Raw genomic sequence first — 21181 nt, forward strand, 5'->3', positions numbered from 1 at the left:
TTGTAAAAGAGGCAGAGTTTAAATATATCTGCTAGGAAGCGCACCATTCTTTTACATTTTTCAGGATCCATTCCGCCAGTTGGGGAATCCCTTCGCCTGTTTTTGCAGAGATAAAGATAACGTCAATGTCGGGATTCCTCATTTTTGCATATTCCACAGCCTTCTCTTTATCAAAGTCAAAATAATCCAGCACATCGATCTTATTTACCACCATCAGATCGCATGTCTCATACATCAGGGGATATTTCAAAGGCTTGTCATGCCCTTCCGGGACAGAAAGGATGGTCATGTTTCTGACTGCTCCTGTGTCAAATTCGGCGGGGCATACAAGATTTCCCACATTTTCCAGAATGACAAGGTCCAGATCTTTTGTGCCGAATTCTGTGAGTCCCTGCCTCGTCATATCCGCATCCAGATGGCACATGCCGCCGGTATGGATCTGAATGGACTTTACCCCTGCTTCGGTCATTGTCTCGGCATCCACTGCCGCATCGATGTCAGCTTCCATCACGCCCATTTTTACTTTCCACGAAAGCTCTTTCGAAAGGGCAAGAAGAGTGGAGGTTTTTTCCGCTCCGGGGGAGGACATGAGATTCAGAAGAAAGGTCTTTTCTTCTTTCAGCTGCTGCCTTAATTTTTCGGCGTCTTTGTTATTATCCTCGAAAATACTTCTTTTTACCTGGATGATTTTGAATTTATCTGTCTGTTCTGTTCCCATTTCTTTTCACTCCTTATATGACCGCTGTACTGTCAGCAGGCTTCAATTTCCCTGATATTGTATTCGTTACCGCTCAGAAGATAAGTATGATCGCTTTTGCAGTAGGGACAAATTTTTGCATACTGCACGGTAGGGTAGGTCTTCCCACAGTTTTCGCAATATGTGACGGCTTCTATCCGCTCGATTCGGAGTTCCGCGTCCTTTAGATAATTCGTTTTTTTCACGGCCCAGTTCCAGCAGTCGGTGATATAGTCCGGCACAATATCACTGACCTCTCCGATTTCCAGTGTGACACTGGCGACAGAGGTAAGATGATTTTCCGCTTCCGAAATGCGGTTTATACAACTCTTTATTGTAATAAGAACGGGATTGCAGGACAATTCACATATTATATCTTTTGTGAATCTGCTTTATATTGTAAACTGTCTGTAAAGATTATATAACACAACTGTGATGTTTTCCGGACAAGAAGGAGGTTCTCATGGTAAAAAGAAAATCAATCAAAGAATATCTTGCGGAATCAGCAATCGAACTGCTTTCCAGACATCCGGTGGAAAAGGTTACGGTGACGCTTATCGCCAGAAACTGCGGCCTGAGCACCCGGACATTTTACAATAATTTTAAGGACAAATATGATCTCTTCCTCTGGATTTATACGCAGAAGCTGGAAGAGTATTACCAGTCTAATCTGGACCATATGAGTTTCCGGACATTTATTTATTATTCCGGGCAGATCCTGGTGGACTATTATGATTTCTTCTTTAACTATCAGCAGTACCGCGGGCAGAACCATTTTCACCAGGCGGTATTCCAGCCTCTTTTTGACTTCTATATCCGGATCATCCGGGAGATATTCCATGATCCGGTTACTCAGGAGATCCGGGAGAGTACTGCCTTTTTTGTCCTCGGTATGCTGGAATATGTGGACCGTTTTTATCACAGGGGACATCTGCCCTCCCTGTCTGACACGGTGGATGTGTTTGCCCGGGCAATTCCGGAAAATCTCAAAAAATATCTGTAAAACAGCATAATATACAGACAATATGAATCTGCTTCACATTTTTGCATATTCATGAATATCAGCCCCCGTAAAGAGTCAGGTATAATAGGAAGAACGGAATAGAAAAATACTGGCCGGCCGGTGTCTGAACACCGTTGCCAGTCTGACAAGGGATGGAGGTATGAGCATGAAATTTGAACAAAAAGATTTTATCCCGACCACGAAAGAGGAAATCGAGGCGTATAAAAATCTGCGCCCGAAGAACATCAAAGTGCCGGAAAAGCCAAGAGAACTGATCATTAAACTGGGAAAACATATCACAGACCGTTCGGTTGATACGATCACTCCTTATGACCCGGAATATTACGGCCTTGATCTTCTCGCCTCGGATGAAATGGCAGAACTTGCGCTGAAGATGAAGGTACATAAATATTATACGGTTGACCAACTGGTGAAAAGGAGCGGAAAATCAAAAGAAAAAGTACAGGAACTGCTTACAGAAGGGTGTATGTCAGGTCTGTTTGAGTATGATACGGTGGATGGCGTGCGGCATTACATGCTGCCCCCGTTCGTGGAGGGCAGCGGAGAGTGGTCCAGTATCCGCATGGATATGCTGCAGAAGGAGCCCGCAAGAGGGTATTTCTTTGAGCGGGAGACTACGCTGGGCTATATGAGTACAGCCGCCATGGTACCACCCGGAGGAGCCGGACTTGGCATGCATGTAATACCTGTAGAAAAGGAAGTAGAGCGAACAGAGGGAGCCATGAGTATTGAGAAAATTTCATACTGGCTCGACAAGTACGACAAATATGCTGTTGCCCCGTGCGTATGCCGTGAGACGGCGACTGTGATGGGGGAAGGCGCGGCGGATGACCCGGAATGGTGTATTTTTGTTGGTCCTATAACGGACTTCATCGTTGAAACAGGCAAGGGAAGATGGAGTACAAGGGAAGAGGTGGATTATATCCTTCAGCGCGCGGAAGAACAGGGATATGTGCATCAGGTGTCCAATCAGGACGGAGACGACAAGGTATTCGTTGTCTGCAACTGCAATGTGAACTCATGCAAGGCCCTGCGCAATGCGGAACTGTTCAACACACCGTATGTTGTGCGTTCGGCATATACGGCGCGGGTGACGCAGGAAAACTGCGTGGCGTGCGGTAAATGTGTGGAGTACTGTCCTGCGGGAGCCGTGAAACTTGGTCAGAAACTCTGTACAAAGAACGGCCCGGTAGTTTATCCGAAACATGACCTCCCGGACGACAACGAATGGGGAGAGGACAGATGGGACGTACATTACCGGGACAATAACAGAATCAACTGTTATGATACCGGTACAGCTCCGTGCAAAACAGCCTGTCCGGCCCATATCGCCGTTCAGGGATATCTGAAAATGGCTGCCCAGGGGAGATACAGGGAAGCGCTGGCGTTAATAAAAAAAGACAATCCTTTCCCTGCGGTCTGCGGCAGAGTGTGCAACAAGCGGTGTGAAGCGGCCTGTACCAGAGGAACCAGGGAGGACGCCGTCTCAATCGATGCTGTAAAACGTTTTATCGCGGAGCAGGATCTCCATGCGGAGACAAGATATATCCCGCCCGTCCATGCCACGAAGATACACGGCACCTTTGACGATAAGATCGCGGTGATAGGCGCCGGACCGGCAGGGCTGTCCTGTGCATTCTATCTGGCGGAAAAAGGTTACCATCCGGTCGTATTTGAAAAGGAGAAACGTCCGGGCGGAATGATGATGAACGCCATTCCTTCTTTCCGGCTGGAAAAGGAGCTGGTAGACGCCGAGATTGATGTGCTCCGTGAAATGGGAGTGGAATTCTGCTGCGGCGTGGAAGTCGGCAGGGACATAACAATCAGCCAGCTCAGAGAACAGGGATATCAGGCCTTTTATATTGCGCTGGGGCTCCAGGGATCGGGAAAACTGGGAGTACCCGGAGATGATGCGAAGGGTGTGATGTCAGGACTTGAATTCAGCAAAAAGACATGTCTTGAGGGAGTACAGAACATAAAAGGAAAATGCGTTGTGATCGGAGGCGGAAATATTGGCGCCGATGTTGCCCGTACAGCGGTCAGAAGCGGGGCTGAGAGTGTGGATCTTTACTGTCTTGAAGGATATGATGAAATGCCTATGGGTGAGGAAGACCGGGGCGAATGTGAAGAAGAGGGAATCAGAATCCATGCGGGATGGGGACAGACGGAGGTCGTTACGGCAGACGGAAAGTGTACTGCCGTCCGTTTCAGAAAATGCGTGAAGGTACGTGACGATGAAGGCAGATTCAATCCCCGGTATGACGATTCGGAGACCTGTGAGGCAGAGTGCGATGTTCTGCCGTACTGCATCGGCCAGCGTGTTGACTGGGGCGGCGTGCTGGATGGCACTGCCGTTGAACTGAACCGCAACAACACGGCGAAGGCAGACGCTCTTACCTTTCAGACAGCGGAAGAAGATATCTTTGTCGGAGGAGACGTATTCTACGGACAGAAATTCGTCATTGACGCCATTGAATCCGGAAAACAGGGAGCAGAATCTATTCACCGGTATGTGAGAAATGCAAGTCTGACGCTTGGAAGAAACCGCAGAAGATTTACAGAGATTGACAAGGAAAACATCGTACTGGATTCTTTCAGACCGTCGGAACGGCAGAATGCAGGATATGATCCGGAGATCAGAAAGCAGTTATCCTTCCGGGATGCAACACTGACGCTGACAGAAGAACAGGTGAGGGCGGAAACAGCAAGATGCCTCGGATGCGGCGCGTCTGTCGTGGATCCGAACAAATGCATCGGCTGCGGCCTGTGTACGACAAAGTGCGAGTTTGACGCTATTCATATCTATCGGGACAAGCCAGAATGTTCCCGGATGGTTCCCAGGGAGGACCGCTTTAAGGAAATCGGCAAATACGCAGTCAAACGCGCGGTGAAGCTGACCCTGAAAAAGCTACATTAACAGCGCCGGAACATAATTTTCCTTTCATGAAACAGCATTTGATGTTTGATAAACGGACTACAATGCGTTATCTTATTATTAGGCTATAAAGTGTTATCATAGGAGGACAATTATGGAAACGGTAAAAAAGGAAAATATTCCAGAAGAATTCTTCCCCGACGGAACACCTGTCGACGGCTGGTTTTATGACACCAGGATTCCCGGGCTGGAGGAGCTGGGCAGGCAGTATGTCCTGACCCGGTACAATATCCTGGATGACGGGAAAATCCATACGGAGGAAATCCAGAAGCTGATTGATACGGCGGCGGAACAGGGAGGCGGTGTCATTGTGGTGCCTGCGGGAACCTATCTGACAGGTTCGCTGTTTTTCAAACAGGGAGTCAATCTCTATGTTGCGGAAGGCGGCACGCTAAAGGGAAGCGATGATATCTCGGATTACAGAATCTGCGAGACCCGTATTGAGGGTGAGACCTGCCGCTATTTCTCCGCGCTGATCAATGCAGACAGTGTGGACGGGTTTACCATGTGCGGTCCGGGAACCGTGGACGGGAACGGCCTGAGGTCATGGAAGGCATTTTGGCTGAGAAGAGAGTGGAATCCCCAGTGTACCAATAAGGATGAGCAGCGTCCCCGGCTTGTTTATATTTCAAATTCCCGGAATGTGCTGATTGCCGGTCTGCACCTGCAGAATTCCCATTTCTGGACCACCCATATATACAAATGCAATCATGTGAAGTATTTAAAATGCCATATTTTCTCACCGGCAGAACCGGTAAAAGCGCCAAGCACAGACGCTGTTGACATTGATGTGTGTTCCGATGTCCTGATCAAGGACTGCTATATGGAAGTCAATGACGATTCGGTGGTTTTAAAAGGCGGAAAGGGACCATGGGCGGATACTGCACCGGAGAATGGCTCCAATGAAAGGATAATTGTGGAGGACTGTACCTACGGATTCTGCCACGGCTGTCTGACCTGCGGCTCGGAATCTGTGCATAACCGCAATATTGTTATCCGCAGGCTGAAAGTATCAGACGGCAAGAATCTGTTATGGATAAAGATGCGTCCTGACACGCCGCAGCTCTACGAGTATATCACGGTGGAACATGTGACTGCAAAGGTACAGAACTTTATTAACATTAATCCGTGGACACAGTTTTTCGACCTGAAGGGCAGGACAGATATTCCACAATCGCGCGTGGAACATATTTCCATGCGCGACTGCGAATGCGAATGCACACACTATTTTAATGTTACGTCCCAGGAAGAACAGTACCATCTGTCGGACTTTGACTTTGAGAATCTGCATATAAGAACAGAAAACAGCGGCTTTGCCCCGGACATTGTGGAAAACATGACGGTGAAAAATGTACGTGTGGAAACGTCACTTGCGGACTGATCCGGAACGGCGGTACTGAAGCGGCGTCATGCCGTACTGTTTCTTGAATACATTCTGAAAATAGGACTGGCTGGAAAAGCAGAGATAACTGCTGATTTCAGCCAGGCTTTTTTCGCTGTAGGTCAGAAGGCTTTTGGCTTCTTCCAGTTTGCAGCGCATGATATATGCCCCCATATGGATCCCAAGTTCGCTTTTGAAGTGCTTCATCATATAGGAAGTGCTGCGGTTTACATGGGCGGCGGCATCCTCGATGGAGATGGGCTCGTTGGTGTGGCTGCGGATGTAATTCATACACCGGTAGACGTCGGCGGATACCCCTTCCGGGATCTGCGACTCTCCGCAGCGCTGACAGAAATCCAGCATCATGATATATTCCAGATGCATGATATCGTCAATGGACTGGAGCTGCTCACACTCTCTGGAATAGTCGTCGATGAGCTGGTATGTCTGCTCAATGTCCACCCCGCCCGGAATTGCGGCGAGCATCCCCACTTTTGTTACTGTGCCGATAAAAAGATTTTTCGCATTGCGCAGAGGACTGCGTGCCATATTCCCTTCTTTCATTCCGCTTAACTGGACAGAGGACAGAAATTTTTTCAGTTTGTCTGTATTGCCGTCTTTGATATACTGGTAAAGTTCCTGCTCAAAAGAATAGGAGTTGTGCAGATTTTCTTTTTCCTGGTTGTCTGCCATGTTGTTGACCTGACGGACTTTCCGGGCATGGCTGTCTGCTTCATTTTCCAGAAAAATCTCGTTCGGTTCCACCACTTTGCCGTTCAGGCACTGATGCAAAAAAGCCAGATATCTGGCAAATTGCAGATGGCTGATTTGGGGCATGGAACATAAGATCTCCGTGAGCAGTTCACGGAAGTTCAAAGGAACTGCCACTTCTTTCATAAACTGCCGCACGAGCTGATCCGTGACGGGCACGCTGAAAGCAGGCCCGACGATCAGGTCATACTCCGTCCCCTCAATAAAAACGCGGCCGAATTCCAGATCCGGAGAGATGGCGCAGAATTCCGGATTCTTCCTGTATGGAAACATGGTCCAGTGAGTGGTCACAGACAGACCGAGCACTTCACCGAGAGCCGAATATACCGGATTCCCGCTTTTTAAAAGGCTGACGGGAATATTTGTAGCGGAAAAGAAATTTTTACAAAATGCAGTATAATCCATATCTTACACTCCTGTTTCTGTTTGAACTTAGTCTGATGAACATTTCAAATTCATGATTATTTCTTTTCAGTATAATTCCCCAAATGAGGAAAAACAAGATGAAATATTACAATCCCGGAAAGTATTCTGCAATATTCTTTTTCCGGACTGTGTTACGATTCCTGCAGTAACAAAAAGAAAGAGCCAAGGAGGAAGAGTGACATGAAACAGCGTATACGGATTCACAAAGCAGAAGCAAATCAGGGAATACTGGATTATTCCCATTTACTGGACGCCCCCGCGGGAAAGCACGGGTTTGTCGAGACGAGGAAGGGACATCTCTATTTTGAGGACGGCACACGGGCGAGATTTCTCGGATTTAACGTAGCGGCGCGCTCCAACACGCCGGATCATGAGACGGCAGATAAGATGGCGGAGCGTTTCGCAAGTATGGGAGTCAACATCATCCGCCTCCATGCGGCAGACGCTCCCATCGGGGAGGAGCCGGGCAGCTGGAGCAGCTGCAAGGAAGCGCCGCTCCTTGACTATGCTTCGGGAACCAGCAGAAAATTCAATCCGGAAGGACTGGACCGGTTCGATTATTTTGCAGCGAAACTGAAAGAAAAGGGCATTTATCTCCACATCGATCTGATTGTGGCAAGGGAGTTTCAGCAGGCTGACGGTATGGATTATCCGGGAGGCGCACCGTCCTGTATCAAGCGTTATCCCATGTACAATGAGCGGATGATCGAGCTTCAGAAGGAGTATGCGAAAGAACTTCTGTGCCATGTCAATCCCTACACCGGTCTTGCCCTGATCGACGACCCGGCTGTGGTGACGATTCAGATCAATAATGAGGAGTCTGCAATCAAGGGAAATATGGGCGGAGACATGTCCGAAGAGATGAAGCCATACCGGGAGGAGGTCCGGAGACGTTTTAATGATTTCCTCCTGATGAAATATTACACCAGAGAGCGCCTGAAAGAGGCGTGGACCCATGATGGATACTGTGCCCTCGGCGAGGAAGAAGATCCGCAGAAGGGAACCGTGGATGTGGTAAGCGGCAGCTTCTATCAGCCGGTCAATGACCCTGCAGGTGCATGGGACGGCGAGGTGAGTCCGGCAAGATATGCGGACTTCATGGAGTTCGGCATATACATGAACCGGAAATTCTACCGGGAGATGAAAGATTATCTCCTTTCCCTGGGCGTGAAAGTGCCGGTTATCACCAGCAACCTGACAGCAGGCGCGGCGGATGTATACGGGCATACAGACGGAGACCTGATTGAGAATAACTGTTATTTCAATCACCCCCTGCTCCCGGTGCAGGGAAATACATACCTGGTGGCGGGACCGGCGGAATACGTATCCGCCAACCCTCTGACCATGCAGAAAGGCATCGGTTCCATGGCAACCACCATCCTGAACCTGGCGTCTGTGGCCATTGTGAAAGGAAAACCGTTTATGATCAGTGAGTGGAATGAATACGGACTCCATCCCTTCCATTCTACGGCGTTTGTCCACACCATCGCCTATGCCTGTCTGAACGACTGGGACGGCCTGATCCTCTACAACCACCATACATCCGAAAACTGGGATGACCAGCCGGCGGATGAGATCCTCAATGTATTTGATGCCTATAATGATCCTGCGCTGATCTGCCAGTGGGGCTTTATGGCTTCCGTATTTTTAAAAGGGCTGGTGTCAGTGGCAAAGCACTGTGTGGATGTGGTGTATACCCGGAACGATCTTAAGACACTGCCGAACTTCCATTCCATGCCCACCACATTCTTCCCCTATGTGACGGCAATGAGAAATGTATTCCTGGACGGGGGAGACACCTACCAGGGCGACGCCGATATCGCAGTGAATGCAGGATTCCTGAATGGCGGAAATCTTTCGGACGCAAAACATGGCGTTTATTATGCATGGTCGGAATACCGGGATGCGATGAGGCGCTACCGGGATGAAAACCGTCTGGAACAGGCTGCCCGTGGAACCATGGAACTGCAGCCGGGAGTGCATCTCGGAAACCGGACACTGGTTTTCGATCACATCGAGGAAACCGCAGACAACGGGGATTACAGGACTTTTGCAAAAATTATGGACAAAGCCATGAAAGAGTGGGGCGTCATGCCGGAGGACGCCGGATACGTGGACGGAAAACTGATCTCGGACACAAAAGAGATTGTGTTTGATCCGGATCATGCGCGCTTTGCAATCCATACGCCGTACTGCGGATATTTCAGCGGGGCGCCGGAGGCGGAGACGGTTCTCTCGGACAAGATAACCGTGGAGGCGAAGAACGACCGGATCACACTGGCATTGATCGCTGAGCATGAGAAACCTCTGGGTGAAGCAAAAGAGTATGTTCTGACAGCCATGGGGACTACGGGGATGGATGAGACGACATTTCAGCCCGGACCGTCCATGATGGGCATGCCCTTTACAGCGGTGGAATTCAAAGGAAAACTGTACGCGGAGACACTGGAAGGGAGCATACGCGTGAAAGCAGATGCAGCAAGACTTGAAGTCCTGAATCCGGTGGGGGAAGTGATCGCGGAACTGGAGGGCGAAAAGTCCGGAGATGAGATAAGGTTTGTACTGGATGGGGCTGTTCCGGGAGTACAGTATCATCTGACGGTCGGGGAGAATATGGAGTGACGGGGGGAAATGCTATGACAAAGAAATCACCGGTAACTCTTTTAAAAGGCGGATTTTTTGACAGACCATTTATGGACTCCAGGGTAAAGACCCGTAGTGTAACAAGAAAAGAACTGATTCTCGGCCATCTGGTCGGTCCGCTGGGGCTGATATTCGTGGTGAATACGATTGCAGCGCTTGTCGAGAAGTTTTTTACCCAGCAGACAAGCGCCATGTATGGTGCAGAGAATGTGGCAATGATTCAGCAGATGGGAGGATATTATGAGATTATTATGACAGTGGCTAAGATCCTGGCTGTCTTTACGGGGCTGTTTACCGGATGGCTGATGCAGCACACGCAGTCCCGCCAGGGACGTATGAGACCCTGGTATCTGATCTTCGGGTTTGTCTCCATTATTATCGGAGCACTGATCTTTCTGTTTCCGGGGACAACCCTGGGGGAGAGCTACTGGTACTATTTCTTTTTCCTGCTCATCTGCTACAATACAGTCGGCGGCTCCTTCTTTTATCTGTTCCGGGATAATATCTGTTCTCTGACTACCCGCAATCCTGTCGAAAAGACGCGGCTGAAGTTTATCAGACAGATGTCCTGGACGCTGATCTCCGGAATTGTGATCGGAATGCTTGTCAATATGGTGGTATTGCCAATGTGGCTGGAACATGATATAACAGGTTATGCAAAGTTTATGATTGTTCTGTGTATACTTGCTATTCCGCTGCTGCTGATAGAATACTTTTATACAAAAGAACGGGTAATTGAGGATATTGCCGTTGAGGTGGGGGTGAGCCGGGAGAATAATATTCCCCTGCGTGAGCAGCTCAAAGCACTGCTGACGAACAGATATTATATGATTTTCATGATCCTTATGACGGCCAGCGGGATTGTGGATAACTTCAAAGGTGGCAATGTCCAGTATTTTTATATCAAATTTCTTCTGGGCGGAGACGAAAATCCGTTTATGTTTACCCTGTACCAGATTATCACCGGTACACCGCTCGGAATTGGCGCAATCATCATCTATCCTTTGGCGAAAAAGTTCGGAATACGGAATATTTCTTTGGCCGGCTATGCCATGGTACTGGCGGGAAGCAGTCTCGGATGGATGTTTCCGGATAATATTCAGATCGCAATGGCGGCGGGATTTGTCCGGCAGCTCGGATATATTCCCAACGCCTACATTACAGCCACTCTGCTGTGCTTTGCGTTTGACAGTGTAGAGTATAAATCCGGGTTCCGCCTGGAAGGCCTTCTCGGGGTGTCGGTTATAGGAATGGTTCAGTCTGTTATATACGCGCCTTTTGCCGGTGGATTTGAGTCGTCGATCCTGAAACTTGGTTTTGTTGATATGGTAGGTGTTACGCCTAACAGCAATGTCCTGCGTTTTATGACAATGGCTTTTTATCTCTTTGATATTATTCTGGCGGCAGCATATCTGATCCTTCTTCCGTTTATGGATGTAGAGAAACATCTGCCGGAGATCAGCAGTACGCTGACAAAACGCAGGAAAGATGCGGTACTTGCCCGCGGCGAGGAATGGATTGAGCCGGAGGAACTGGAGAGGCGTGAAAAAGAGGCAGCAGACCGGGAACATGAAGAAAACAGGATCTTCGACCTGAAGAAGCGCTGTGAGGCAAAAGGACTTGATTTTGATACGGAAAACGCGAAGTATCTGGCGAAGAGGAAAAAGAAACAGCAGAAAAGACTGCAGAAAAACGCGAAAAGGACTGCAGAAAAATAGTGTTGTGAAGGACGGCTTCCTATGAAATACAGATTCCGAAAATCTTTAAGATACAAGATCATCATCCCGGTGCTCGGGCTGAGCCTGCCGGCGATTATTCTGCTCTTTATCATCAATACCTACGCTGTGGAAAGGATTCAGCGTCAGCTTTACAGTACCAATCTGAATATGATGAATGTTCATATCAGCGAACTGGAATCGGAGCTGACGTCTGCCTCCTCGGTGCTGTTAAATCAGAGCATCCAGACAAACTGGATCAATAACTTTGCATCTTTCGACAGCAGGGAGAGATATAATGCAACTATAGAGTATCATACACAAAATGTGAATGAGCTCAGTTCCTACAGGATGATAGAAGGGCAGATTGCCTGTTCACCGGTCAATGGAAATGTAGTGTCGTATTTTAATGACTACGTATCGGATTATCAGAAGAGGGAAGCCGTCCTGGAATATGTGAAATCCCACGCGGCCAAGCTGACAGCTCTCAACGGGCAGTGGCGCACCTGTCAGATTGACGGAGAGTGGATTCTTCTTGCTGCTTCCGGGAACGACAGGGCTGTATTCTGCTTCTGGACCACCTATGATCTGCTGATGGAGCCGGTACAGAACTGGAAACTGACAGGAAGCGGTTCTTTCTGCTTTGCAGGCAGCGACGGGACCCTGTTCACAGATCCGGGCACTGAAGAGCTGCGGGAACTGTCCTATGATGGCGATCTGGACAGTTACTATTTTGACGGTGCCGGAGGCAAATATCTGATCAGCGGTGTGGAGGTTCCCATGGGGGATTTCCGCCTGATGAATGTGGTGGAAAGGCAGGATGCACTGGGCATATTTCCACAGCTTCAGCTTCTGGGAATCCTGATCCTGATCTGCGTACTGTTCGCAGGGATTCCCTGGATTCTTCATATTTTGAATAAAAACGTATTTTCACCTGTGGGCAGACTGGAGGACGGTATCCGGAAAGTGGAGAATGGTGATCTGAACACCCAGATCGGGAATCCGGAGGCAAGCAGGGAAATGGAACATCTGATCCAGTCGTTTAACAAGATGATCCTGCAGATCCGTGATCTGAAGATCCGGACATATGAGGACAGCCTGGAAAGGCAGAAGCTGGAGCTGGATTATCTGAATCTCCAGATGGAGCCCCATTTTTATCTGAATGCCCTGAATGTGATCAATGTGACGGCACAGCTCGGGAATACGGAAATGATTTATCAGATAACAAAAGATCTCTCTGCCTACATGAGATACATCATGGGAAGCAGGAAGGAATCCGTTACGATCGTGGAAGAACTGGAACATGTGGGACACTACCTTGCCATCATGGAGATCCGCCTGGGAGACAATTTTACGTTCAGAAAACAGGTGGAAGACGGTCTGAAAGAGCTTCGCATCCCGCCTCTTACCATTCAGACTCTGGTGGAAAATTCTCTGAAATATGCGTTTGATGTCTATAATGCAACGACGGTAGAGCTAGATGTGGAAGAAAAGGGAATGTCTGCAGTTATCCGAGTGGCGGACAATGGAGACGGGTATCCGGATGAATATCTGGAACGGTTCAACACAGAAGCGACGCCGGAGAAGAATCACATCGGGATTATGAATCTGCGGAGCAGACTGAAGATGATGTATGGAGAGAAAGCGGAAATAAGAATATTCAATCTGACACCCCATGGAGCCTGCACAGAAATTGAGATTACAGGATGGAAAGAAAAAGGGGAGAACGGGATATGAATCTTATAATTGTCGATGATGAGATATTTATTGTACGTGCTTTACAGAAAAATATCGACTGGCAGGCAGTGGGAATCGATGAGACATTTATCGCTTTTAATGCAGAAAAAGCCAGAGAAATTTTTGAAACCCGGGAAATTGATATTATGGTTACGGATATCGAGATGCCCCGGGAATCCGGGCTTGATCTGATCGGCTGGGTCAGAGAACAGGGATATGAATGTAAGATTATCTGTCTTACCTGTCATGGGGAATTCCGGTATGCCCAGAAAGCCATGCGTCTTCAGGTGAGCGATTATATCTTAAAGCCGGTTGATTTCGGAAAACTGAGTGAACTGGTGGGCAGAATGGTGACGGAAATCCGGAAGGAGTGTCTTGAGAAAGAAGAGAGGAAGAAAGGAGAATTATGGCAGTACCATCAGAACCGTCTTGAATCAGCCTTCTGGCTTGATATATTAAAAGGCGCCTGGAATACAGACCCGGATACTCTGATGAAGGAGGCTCAGAAGGTAAATATCGTATGGGACTTTAACCGGCAGTATCAGGTGGTCTTTCTGTCTGTAAAAAGGGTCTATCAGAAAAAACAGGACTGGAATGAAAATCCGGAACTGATGCAATTCATTCTTTATAATATTTCAAGGGATACTTTCCTGACTGAGGAGGACGCAAACCGTGCCGGATGGTTTGGAGAGTCCTGCATGTGGGCGGTTATCTCCGCGGAAAATTCGGAAGGGCTGTACGGCAGGCTCGAACATTTTATCGATGTGTGTCAGGAGGTGTCAGGAGTCGGTATTGTGGCCTATGTGGATGAGATTTGCTACGGGGAAGAACTGCACCGGAGTTTTCAGAGAATGCTGGAATATGACCGGGAAAATGTCTCCCTGGAAAGAGGAATATTCGATATTCTCGGTCAGAGTACAGGGGAGCAGCAGGACAGCAGATTTTATCAGGAGCTGCGGAAATTTCTGAAGAACAGGGAGTGGGAACAGGCAGAACATCTGGCGGATGAGATCTGGGATGAAAACTGCTACATAACGTTCAGAAAACTGGTGCTCCACGAAGGCGCCGGAGAGTATGAAATATACCGGTGTATGGAAGAAAACCAGATAGACAGAGAAGAATTCTGGAATGATGAATTGCTGGAACTTGCAGACAAGATGATTCACTCCGCCGGCATTTATAAGGAATGGCTGAAGAAGTCAGTGAAAAGAATCCGGGATCTGAGCGGTCCGGACAGAACGGAGAAAAAGATGATTCTCCAGATCGAACAGTATGTGATTTCCCATATTGAAGAAAGAATTACACGGGAAAATATTGCCAGGGCGGTCGGTTTTTCAGTAGATTATATCTCCAGGTTTTTTAAGAAAGAGACGGGAAAAGCTCTCAGTGAGTATATTATGGAACAGAAAATAGAGAGGGCAAAAGAACTGATCGACAAAGCAGAGGAGCCGATCGGAAATATAGCTTCACGGCTCGGCTACAGCAATTTCTCGTATTTTTCGGAGATTTTCCGGAGACTTACAGGAGTGCTGCCAAGTGAATACAAGCGGAACAGCAGGACAGAATAGTGGCATTTGATCAGGATACCGGCAGCAGAAATCCGGTGGCAGTCCATGCGCAGACCGGCGGAGACAATTCCGCCGGTTTTTTGGACTTTATAGTGGTGTCGGAGGACAGAATACCGGGAGAATTAAAAAAGAGAATATTCTATACTGAATACATCAAATGAAACAAGCCAAAAAGGAGGAAAAAAGTAATGAAACTGAAACGGGTAACAGCTTTTTGCATGGCGGCGGTTCTGGCAGGCTCTCTGCTGACGGGATGCAGCTCCGGAAATGGAAGTGAGGCTTCACAGGGAAACGGTGAGGACGGAAATCCGGAGGAGATCGTATTTGCTTTCCAACTGGGAAAGACGGTGGATCTGGAGCCCATTGAGGAAGCACTCAATGAAATCCTGATTCCGAAGATCAATGTGAAGGTAAATCTGGAGGGATACAGCTGGTCGAATTATGATACGCAGATCAGTCTGATGCAGTCCGGAGGGGAACAGATCGACGTGATCAGCATGTGCCCGAATTTCAGCACATATCTTACAAACAACCAGCTCATGGCGATGGATGAGCTGCTCGATGAATATGCGCCGGAGACAAAAGAACTGATCGGCGATGAGTTCCTGAAGAGTACTTCAAAAGCCGGTTCCATATATGCCCTTCCGGTCTATGGGGTGAAGACGGATGTAAACGGTGTCCACATCCGCAAGGATCTGGTGGACGAACTGAATCTTCCGGTAGACCAGATCAAAGAGGCGGAGACATTCGAGGAGTATCTTGAGAACATGGATCTGCTGACCCAGATGTTCCAGACGATACACGAGGCCCATCCGGAACTTGTACTGGTGCCCAGTTCCCAGAACCCTTCTTCATTCAGAGTTACGGAGATTCCTTTTACCGATACTCTCGGTGATGATCTGGGCGTACTGATGGACGGGGATGATCAGAACATTGTGAATATGTACGAATCCGAAGAATTTAAGACACTCACGGAATATATGTATCAGTGGAACCAGGATGGCTTTATTCTGGAAGACGCCATGACGACACAGGAAGCAGCAGATACTTACCTGAAAAACGGCAGGGCTTTCGGCTATTTTGAAACCGGATCAGACGAGGCAACAATGGAAGCGAAAGTTCAGCGAACAACAGGGTATGAAGTTGTATGGAAAAAACTGACAAAACCGTTTGTCACCACCAATCTTGTCAATAATTCCGCGTTCGGTATTTCCACCACATCGCAGCATCCGGAGGCTGCCATGAAATTCCTGAACGAAATGTATACCAATGCAGACGTTGTGAATATCCTGGATTTTGGAATCGAGGGAGTGAACTGGGAAGAAAAGAATGACGGATGCATCGGATATCCGGATGGAGTAAGCGCGGATAATTCTACTTATGATATCGGAATGACATGGTATTTCGGCAATACATTTCTTGCAAAAACCTGGGAGGGGGACGTTCCGGTTAATGTGGATGAGGCGATTGCCAATAACAACAGTGCCCGCACTTCACCGGCGCTTGGATTTACCTATGATTCCACTGCGGTTTCCACGGAGATTGCGGCGATCGGAAATGTGACCAGCCAGTATCTTCCGGGTCTGCTGTGCGGTTTCCTGAATCCGGATGAGACGATCCCGGAATTCCTGGATGCCCTGGACAGTGCGGGAATCGGAGAAGTAATTGCGGAAAAGCAGACACAGTATGATTCCTGGCTTGCGGAAAACAAGTAAAAACAGTTCCGGATGAAGAGAAAACCATGGCAGCAAAGGCCGTGGTTTTCTCAGGAGAGGAGGAAAATCAGGAAGATGAATCAAAGAATTAAGACGAAGAAGCGCCTGCAGAAACAGTGGCCGTTCTATATTATGATCATTCCCGGAATGATCTACCTGCTGATTAATAACTACGGTCCCATGGCGGGAATATTTATCGCATTTAAGAAAATAGACTATGGTCTGGGAATTTTCAAAAGTCCCTGGGTGGGACTGGAGAATTTTGAGTATCTTTTCAAGACGGACGCCGCGTTTACCATGACCAGGAATACGATCCTCTACAATGTCGCATTTATTGTTCTTGGCACGGTGCTTGGAATCGCAGTGGGAATTATGCTCAGCGAGCTGCGCAGCAAGGCAAAAACAAAATTTTTCCAGACGGTCATCCTGCTTCCCTATCTGCTGTCCTGGGTGATCTGTGCATACATCGGATATGCTTTCCTGAGCAAGGAATCCGGCCTGCTCAACAGCCTTCTGACTAACCTGGGATTCCAGGCGGTGGACTGGTACAATGATCCCGGGAAATGGCCGGTGATCCTGATTGTTGTAAATATCTGGAAGGGAATCGGATATACATCCATTATCTACATGTCAACAATCATCGGAATCGACAAGTCGCTCTACGAGGCTGCGAGAGTGGACGGGGCAACGAAATGGCAGGAGATCCGTCTGATTACTCTGCCGCTTTTAAAGAGTACGATTATTATGCTGACTATCATGAATATCGGAAGAATTTTTTACTCTGACTTCGGATTGTTCTATCAGATTCCGCTGAATTCAGGAACGCTTTACCCGACGACCCAGACGATTGATACCTATGTGTACCGCGCGCTGATGCAGCAGAATCAGATCGGAATGTCATCGGCGGCAGGTGTTTACCAGTCGCTGGTAGGATTTATCCTGGTTCTGGCGGCGAATATGATTGTCCGGAAGCTCAGCCCGGATGACGCAATGTTTTAGGAGGTGACTGGAATGTCAGGAGTTTACGGACGGGGAGAGAAAATCTTCCAGGTTATTATACATATTTTTCTCGGAATATTCGCAGTGTGCGCGATCCTTCCGCTTATCATTCTGGTGACAGGGTCAATAACAAGCGAGCAGGAACTTATACAGGACGGCTATACATTTTTCCCGAAGAGTATTGATTTCAGTGCTTACAAGTACCTGTTTCAGCAGGCAGGCCAGATCCTGAATTCCTATGGGATCACCCTGTTTATCACGATATTCGGGACGGTGCTGAGCCTTGTCATCACACCGCTCCTCGCATATCCGCTCTCAAGAAAAGATTTCCGGGCAAGAAATATATTCTCGTTCCTCGTATTTTTCACCATGCTTTTCAATGGCGGTATTGTTCCATCTTACATTATGTGGACACAGATCTTTCATCTGAAAAATACGATCTGGTCGCTGATTTTTCCGAATCTGCTCATGAACGGATTCAATGTGGTGCTCATGAAGAATTATTTTGCCCAGAATATTCCTACGGAGCTGATTGAGGCAGCGAAAGTGGACGGGGAAAATGAATTCGGTATCTTTTTCCGGATCGTGCTTCCTCTGGCACTTCCGGTGATGGCGACAATCGGTCTTTTTGTGGGGATCGGTTACTGGAACGACTGGACGAACGGCCTTTACTATGTGAGCGAACCGGAACTTTACAGCCTGCAGAATTTCCTGAACCGTATGATGCAGGATATCCAGTTCCTCATGTCCAATTCGCAGATCCAGTCCGGAGGACAGATGGCGGCGGCATTCCCTTCCACCGGAATCCGCATGGCGATTTCTGTAGTTGGAATCCTTCCGATTGTAGTATTGTATCCCTTCTTCCAGAAATATTTCGTCAAGGGAATAACGGTGGGAGCTGTGAAAGGTTAGGGCAGAGCATGTGGAACAATGTCGGAAAAATGCTGTAATCTGCAATTTCAGACTATTTTCTGCAATATTTAATTTATGAACTTATTTAAAGTATAAGTACGAAAGGCGGCGAAGAGCCGCCGGACGAATCTAAGAGATTGCAGGAGGAAAAAACTATGACGCCTGGTACAAAATCAGAAACCGGAAAATTATATGAATTTACGGATGGGGGAAACAGCTGCAGGATCTGTGATCCGAGAACGCCGAGATACTGGTACAACTATCTCTGGAATGAGGACCGGTACTGTGCCCAGGTCTCCCAGATCGGGCACGGACGCAGTTATTATCTCAGTGAGAAAGCGGACATGTGCATGATCAATCAGAACGACGCCAGATATGTGTATCTGAGGGACGATGCGGACGGCACCTGCTGGAACATCGGAGAAGGACCGCTGAATACGGAAGTGGAGGACTACAGCTGTACCCACAGCATCGGGTATTCCCTGCTTCATTCGGTGAAGAACGGGATTGGGGGATCATGGAGGATCTTTGTGCCGAAAAAAGGGCTCCATGAGGTCTGGACGCTGAAGTTATGCAACAGGGGAAAAGAAGAAAGGCATCTCAGTATGTTTTCAGCGGTCAGTTTTTCACTGGAAGGTTTTTCCTACCCCAGATATTATGAGATGTACCGCTGCATGCACACCTTCTTTGACAGAGAGCTGAACGGCGTCTACTGTGACTCCGCCCACCCCTTTGCACCGCATGAGTACTATCACGGATTCCTGGCCTCCACGGAGCCGGTGTATGCTTACGACGGGGATCTCACTCAGTTCTGCGGTCCCACGGGCACGCTGACTCTGCCGGACGCCTCAGCCTGCGCTCTGTTTCAGAGGCCGGACGTAGTAATGCAGGGACGGGACTGCACCAACTCCGAAGCGTCGCTTTTTATCCTGGGAGGCGTGCTGCAGCATAAGGTCGCGCTGCAGCCGGGAGAAGAAAAAGAGATTCATCTTGTGTTCGGAATCAGCAGTTCCTGCGAGGAAGCCCGCCGGGTGACAGAACAGTATGCAAAAAGCGGGGCAGCAGAGCGGGAATTTCAGGAGGCTCAGAAATATAATTATGAGAAGATCAGCACCCTTTCGGTCCGGACGCCGGATGAGAAGATCAACCACATCATGAACAACTGGGTAAAAAAACAGGCGGATTTCTGCATCGTGGGGAAGAAAGGGGTACGGGATAATCTGCAGATCGCAGCGGCGCTTCTGAACTACCGCCAGGACAAGGCGGAGGAAGAGATCCTGGAGTGCCTGAGGCATCAGTTCCGGGACGGACATGCAGTGCTCACATGGTATCCCTACGATGATACCCGTTATTCCGACCAGCCTTTCTGGATCATATGGGCGGTCTGCGAGCTGATCAGGGAGACAGGCGACTTTGCCCTGCTGGATAAAAAGGTTTTCTGGCAGGACGGCGGGGAGGCGTCTGTGCTGGAGCATGTGAAAGCCGCAGTAAACCGGCTCATTGAAGATAAGGGGAAGAACGGACTTGTGAAGATTTATTTTGCCGACTGGAACGACGCCCTGAATATTACCGATGACCCGGAGGCGGAATCGGTCATGCTGTCCCACCAGTTCTGTCTGGCGCTCCGGGAGCTGAAGCGGCTGATGGAATATGCCGGAAAACAGAAAAATGCAGACAGTCCTGAGCGTGCTGAATATACAGATTATACGGAGTATCTCGGCAAAGAATATGAGACCCTGAAAGCAGATATCAATACAGCGGCATGGGACGGAGCATGGTATGCCCGCGCTCTGAGCGAAAAGGGAAATGTGGGATCCAAAGACAGCAGAGGAAGCAAAATATATCTGAATGCACAGACATGGGCCGTCCTGGCCGGAGTAGCGGATGGAGAGCGGCTGCAGCAGGTGCTTGCGGCGGTGGACAGTATGGAGCAGGATTTCGGTTTCCCGCTGAACATGCCGCCCTATCCGGAGTATGATCCCCATGTGGGCAGGATGTCGGGAATGCTCCCAGGACTGTTTGAAAACGGAGGCGTCTACTGCCATGCGACAGGGTTTAAGATTCTGATGGACTGCTGTACCGGACGGGGCACGAAGGCAGTGGAGACGCTTAAGAAAATCATGCCCGACAGCGGGAAGAATCCTTCCGCCCGGTCCGGCGCCGAACCTTACGTGTTTACCAACTGCTATTCCACAAGTCCGGGGTATTACGGGAAATCCTACCAGTCCTGGACTACCGGGACTTCCGCATGGTGCCTGAAGGGGATCTATGAGGGGATTATGGGAGTGAAGCGGGATTATGACGGGCTTCGGATCCGGCCATGTTTCCCGGCCGCCTGGGAGGAGGCGGAGATGACCAGACGGTTCCGGGGTGCGGACTATCACATTGTAATCAGAAATCCGCAGCATCTGGAAAACGGGAAACCGGTCATCCGTGTGGACGGCGCCGCCTTTGATTCGCAGATTCTTCCTGATTTTCGGGATGGAAGGATGCACGAAATTGAGATAAAATTAATCTGATGCCGGAATTTACAATTTCAGACGTTTTTCTGCAATAAAAGAAGGAAAATTTTATTTATAGTATAGACAAAGAAAGGCGGAAAACAAACCGCCGGAAAAA

At 48.6% G+C, this 21181-nt stretch carries 15 protein-coding genes; 12 read left to right on the forward strand and 3 right to left on the reverse strand.

The window, feature by feature from the left end:
• Window positions 1-31: 31 nt before the first annotated feature.
• Window positions 32-718 (reverse strand): hydrogenase nickel incorporation protein HypB, encoded by a 687-nt coding sequence (hypB, locus tag B5F07_RS08480; protein ID WP_087160844.1) that lies wholly within the window; start codon window positions 716-718, stop codon window positions 32-34.
• A 32-nt stretch (window positions 719-750) separates the two neighbouring features.
• Window positions 751-1098, reverse strand: a complete 348-nt coding sequence (locus B5F07_RS23555) for a hydrogenase maturation nickel metallochaperone HypA (RefSeq protein WP_087160845.1) — start codon at window positions 1096-1098, stop codon at window positions 751-753.
• Window positions 1099-1199: 101 nt separating this feature from the next.
• Here B5F07_RS23555 and B5F07_RS08490 point away from each other — a divergent pair, with 101 nt between their 5' ends.
• The 3 genes from B5F07_RS08490 to B5F07_RS08500 all read left to right on the forward strand — a co-directional run bounded on the left by B5F07_RS08490 (window position 1200) and on the right by B5F07_RS08500 (window position 6076).
• The gene (locus tag B5F07_RS08490; protein ID WP_087160846.1) at window positions 1200-1739 is read left to right on the forward strand and encodes a TetR/AcrR family transcriptional regulator; all 540 of its coding nucleotides are present in this window, start codon (window positions 1200-1202) and stop codon (window positions 1737-1739) included.
• A gap of 166 nt (window positions 1740-1905) precedes the next feature.
• Window positions 1906-4677 carry an FAD-dependent oxidoreductase gene (locus B5F07_RS08495; protein ID WP_087160847.1) on the forward strand — a complete coding sequence of 924 codons (2772 nt, stop codon included), beginning with the start codon at window positions 1906-1908 and terminating at the stop codon, window positions 4675-4677.
• A 112-nt stretch (window positions 4678-4789) separates the two neighbouring features.
• Window positions 4790-6076 (forward strand): rhamnogalacturonidase, encoded by a 1287-nt coding sequence (locus B5F07_RS08500; RefSeq protein ID WP_087160848.1) that lies wholly within the window; start codon window positions 4790-4792, stop codon window positions 6074-6076.
• Here B5F07_RS08500 and B5F07_RS08505 read toward each other — a convergent pair.
• Window positions 6062-7252 carry a helix-turn-helix domain-containing protein gene (locus tag B5F07_RS08505; RefSeq protein WP_087160849.1) on the reverse strand — a complete coding sequence of 397 codons (1191 nt, stop codon included), beginning with the start codon at window positions 7250-7252 and terminating at the stop codon, window positions 6062-6064. The genes B5F07_RS08500 and B5F07_RS08505 overlap by 15 nt on opposite strands.
• Before the next feature lie 201 nt (window positions 7253-7453).
• On the opposite strand from B5F07_RS08505, the gene B5F07_RS08510 reads away from it, so the two are divergent.
• The 9 genes from B5F07_RS08510 to B5F07_RS08545 all read left to right on the forward strand — a co-directional run bounded on the left by B5F07_RS08510 (window position 7454) and on the right by B5F07_RS08545 (window position 21081).
• Complete coding sequence (locus B5F07_RS08510) at window positions 7454-9895, forward strand: hypothetical protein (protein WP_087160850.1); 2442 nt, start codon at window positions 7454-7456, stop codon at window positions 9893-9895.
• Between the two features lie 14 nt (window positions 9896-9909).
• On the forward strand, window positions 9910-11634 hold the full coding sequence (locus B5F07_RS08515; protein WP_140397994.1) for an MFS transporter: 1725 nt from the start codon (window positions 9910-9912) through the stop codon (window positions 11632-11634).
• A gap of 21 nt (window positions 11635-11655) precedes the next feature.
• Window positions 11656-13368 (forward strand): sensor histidine kinase, encoded by a 1713-nt coding sequence (locus B5F07_RS08520; protein ID WP_087160852.1) that lies wholly within the window; start codon window positions 11656-11658, stop codon window positions 13366-13368.
• Window positions 13365-14936 (forward strand): response regulator, encoded by a 1572-nt coding sequence (locus B5F07_RS08525; RefSeq protein ID WP_162613079.1) that lies wholly within the window; start codon window positions 13365-13367, stop codon window positions 14934-14936. Before B5F07_RS08520 ends, B5F07_RS08525 begins: the two co-directional genes overlap by 4 nt.
• Window positions 14936-15097, forward strand: a complete 162-nt coding sequence (locus B5F07_RS22610; protein ID WP_162613080.1) for a hypothetical protein — start codon at window positions 14936-14938, stop codon at window positions 15095-15097. Before B5F07_RS08525 ends, B5F07_RS22610 begins: the two co-directional genes overlap by 1 nt.
• Window positions 15098-15124: 27 nt before the next feature.
• Window positions 15125-16651: an ABC transporter substrate-binding protein gene (locus B5F07_RS08530; RefSeq protein WP_087160854.1), complete on the forward strand. Its 1527-nt coding sequence runs from the start codon at window positions 15125-15127 to the stop codon at window positions 16649-16651.
• A gap of 75 nt (window positions 16652-16726) precedes the next feature.
• Window positions 16727-17650 carry an ABC transporter permease gene (locus B5F07_RS08535; protein WP_087160855.1) on the forward strand — a complete coding sequence of 308 codons (924 nt, stop codon included), beginning with the start codon at window positions 16727-16729 and terminating at the stop codon, window positions 17648-17650.
• A 12-nt stretch (window positions 17651-17662) separates the two neighbouring features.
• Window positions 17663-18562, forward strand: a complete 900-nt coding sequence (locus tag B5F07_RS08540) for a carbohydrate ABC transporter permease (RefSeq protein ID WP_087160856.1) — start codon at window positions 17663-17665, stop codon at window positions 18560-18562.
• A 155-nt stretch (window positions 18563-18717) separates the two neighbouring features.
• Entirely contained in the window at window positions 18718-21081 is a 2364-nt protein-coding gene (locus B5F07_RS08545) for a GH36-type glycosyl hydrolase domain-containing protein (RefSeq protein ID WP_087160857.1), read from the forward strand.
• Window positions 21082-21181: the final 100 nt, after the last annotated feature.

Origin of the sequence: Lachnoclostridium sp. An169, from assembly GCF_002160525.1 — a bacterium.
GTDB lineage: Bacteria > Bacillota > Clostridia > Lachnospirales > Lachnospiraceae > Mediterraneibacter > Mediterraneibacter cottocaccae.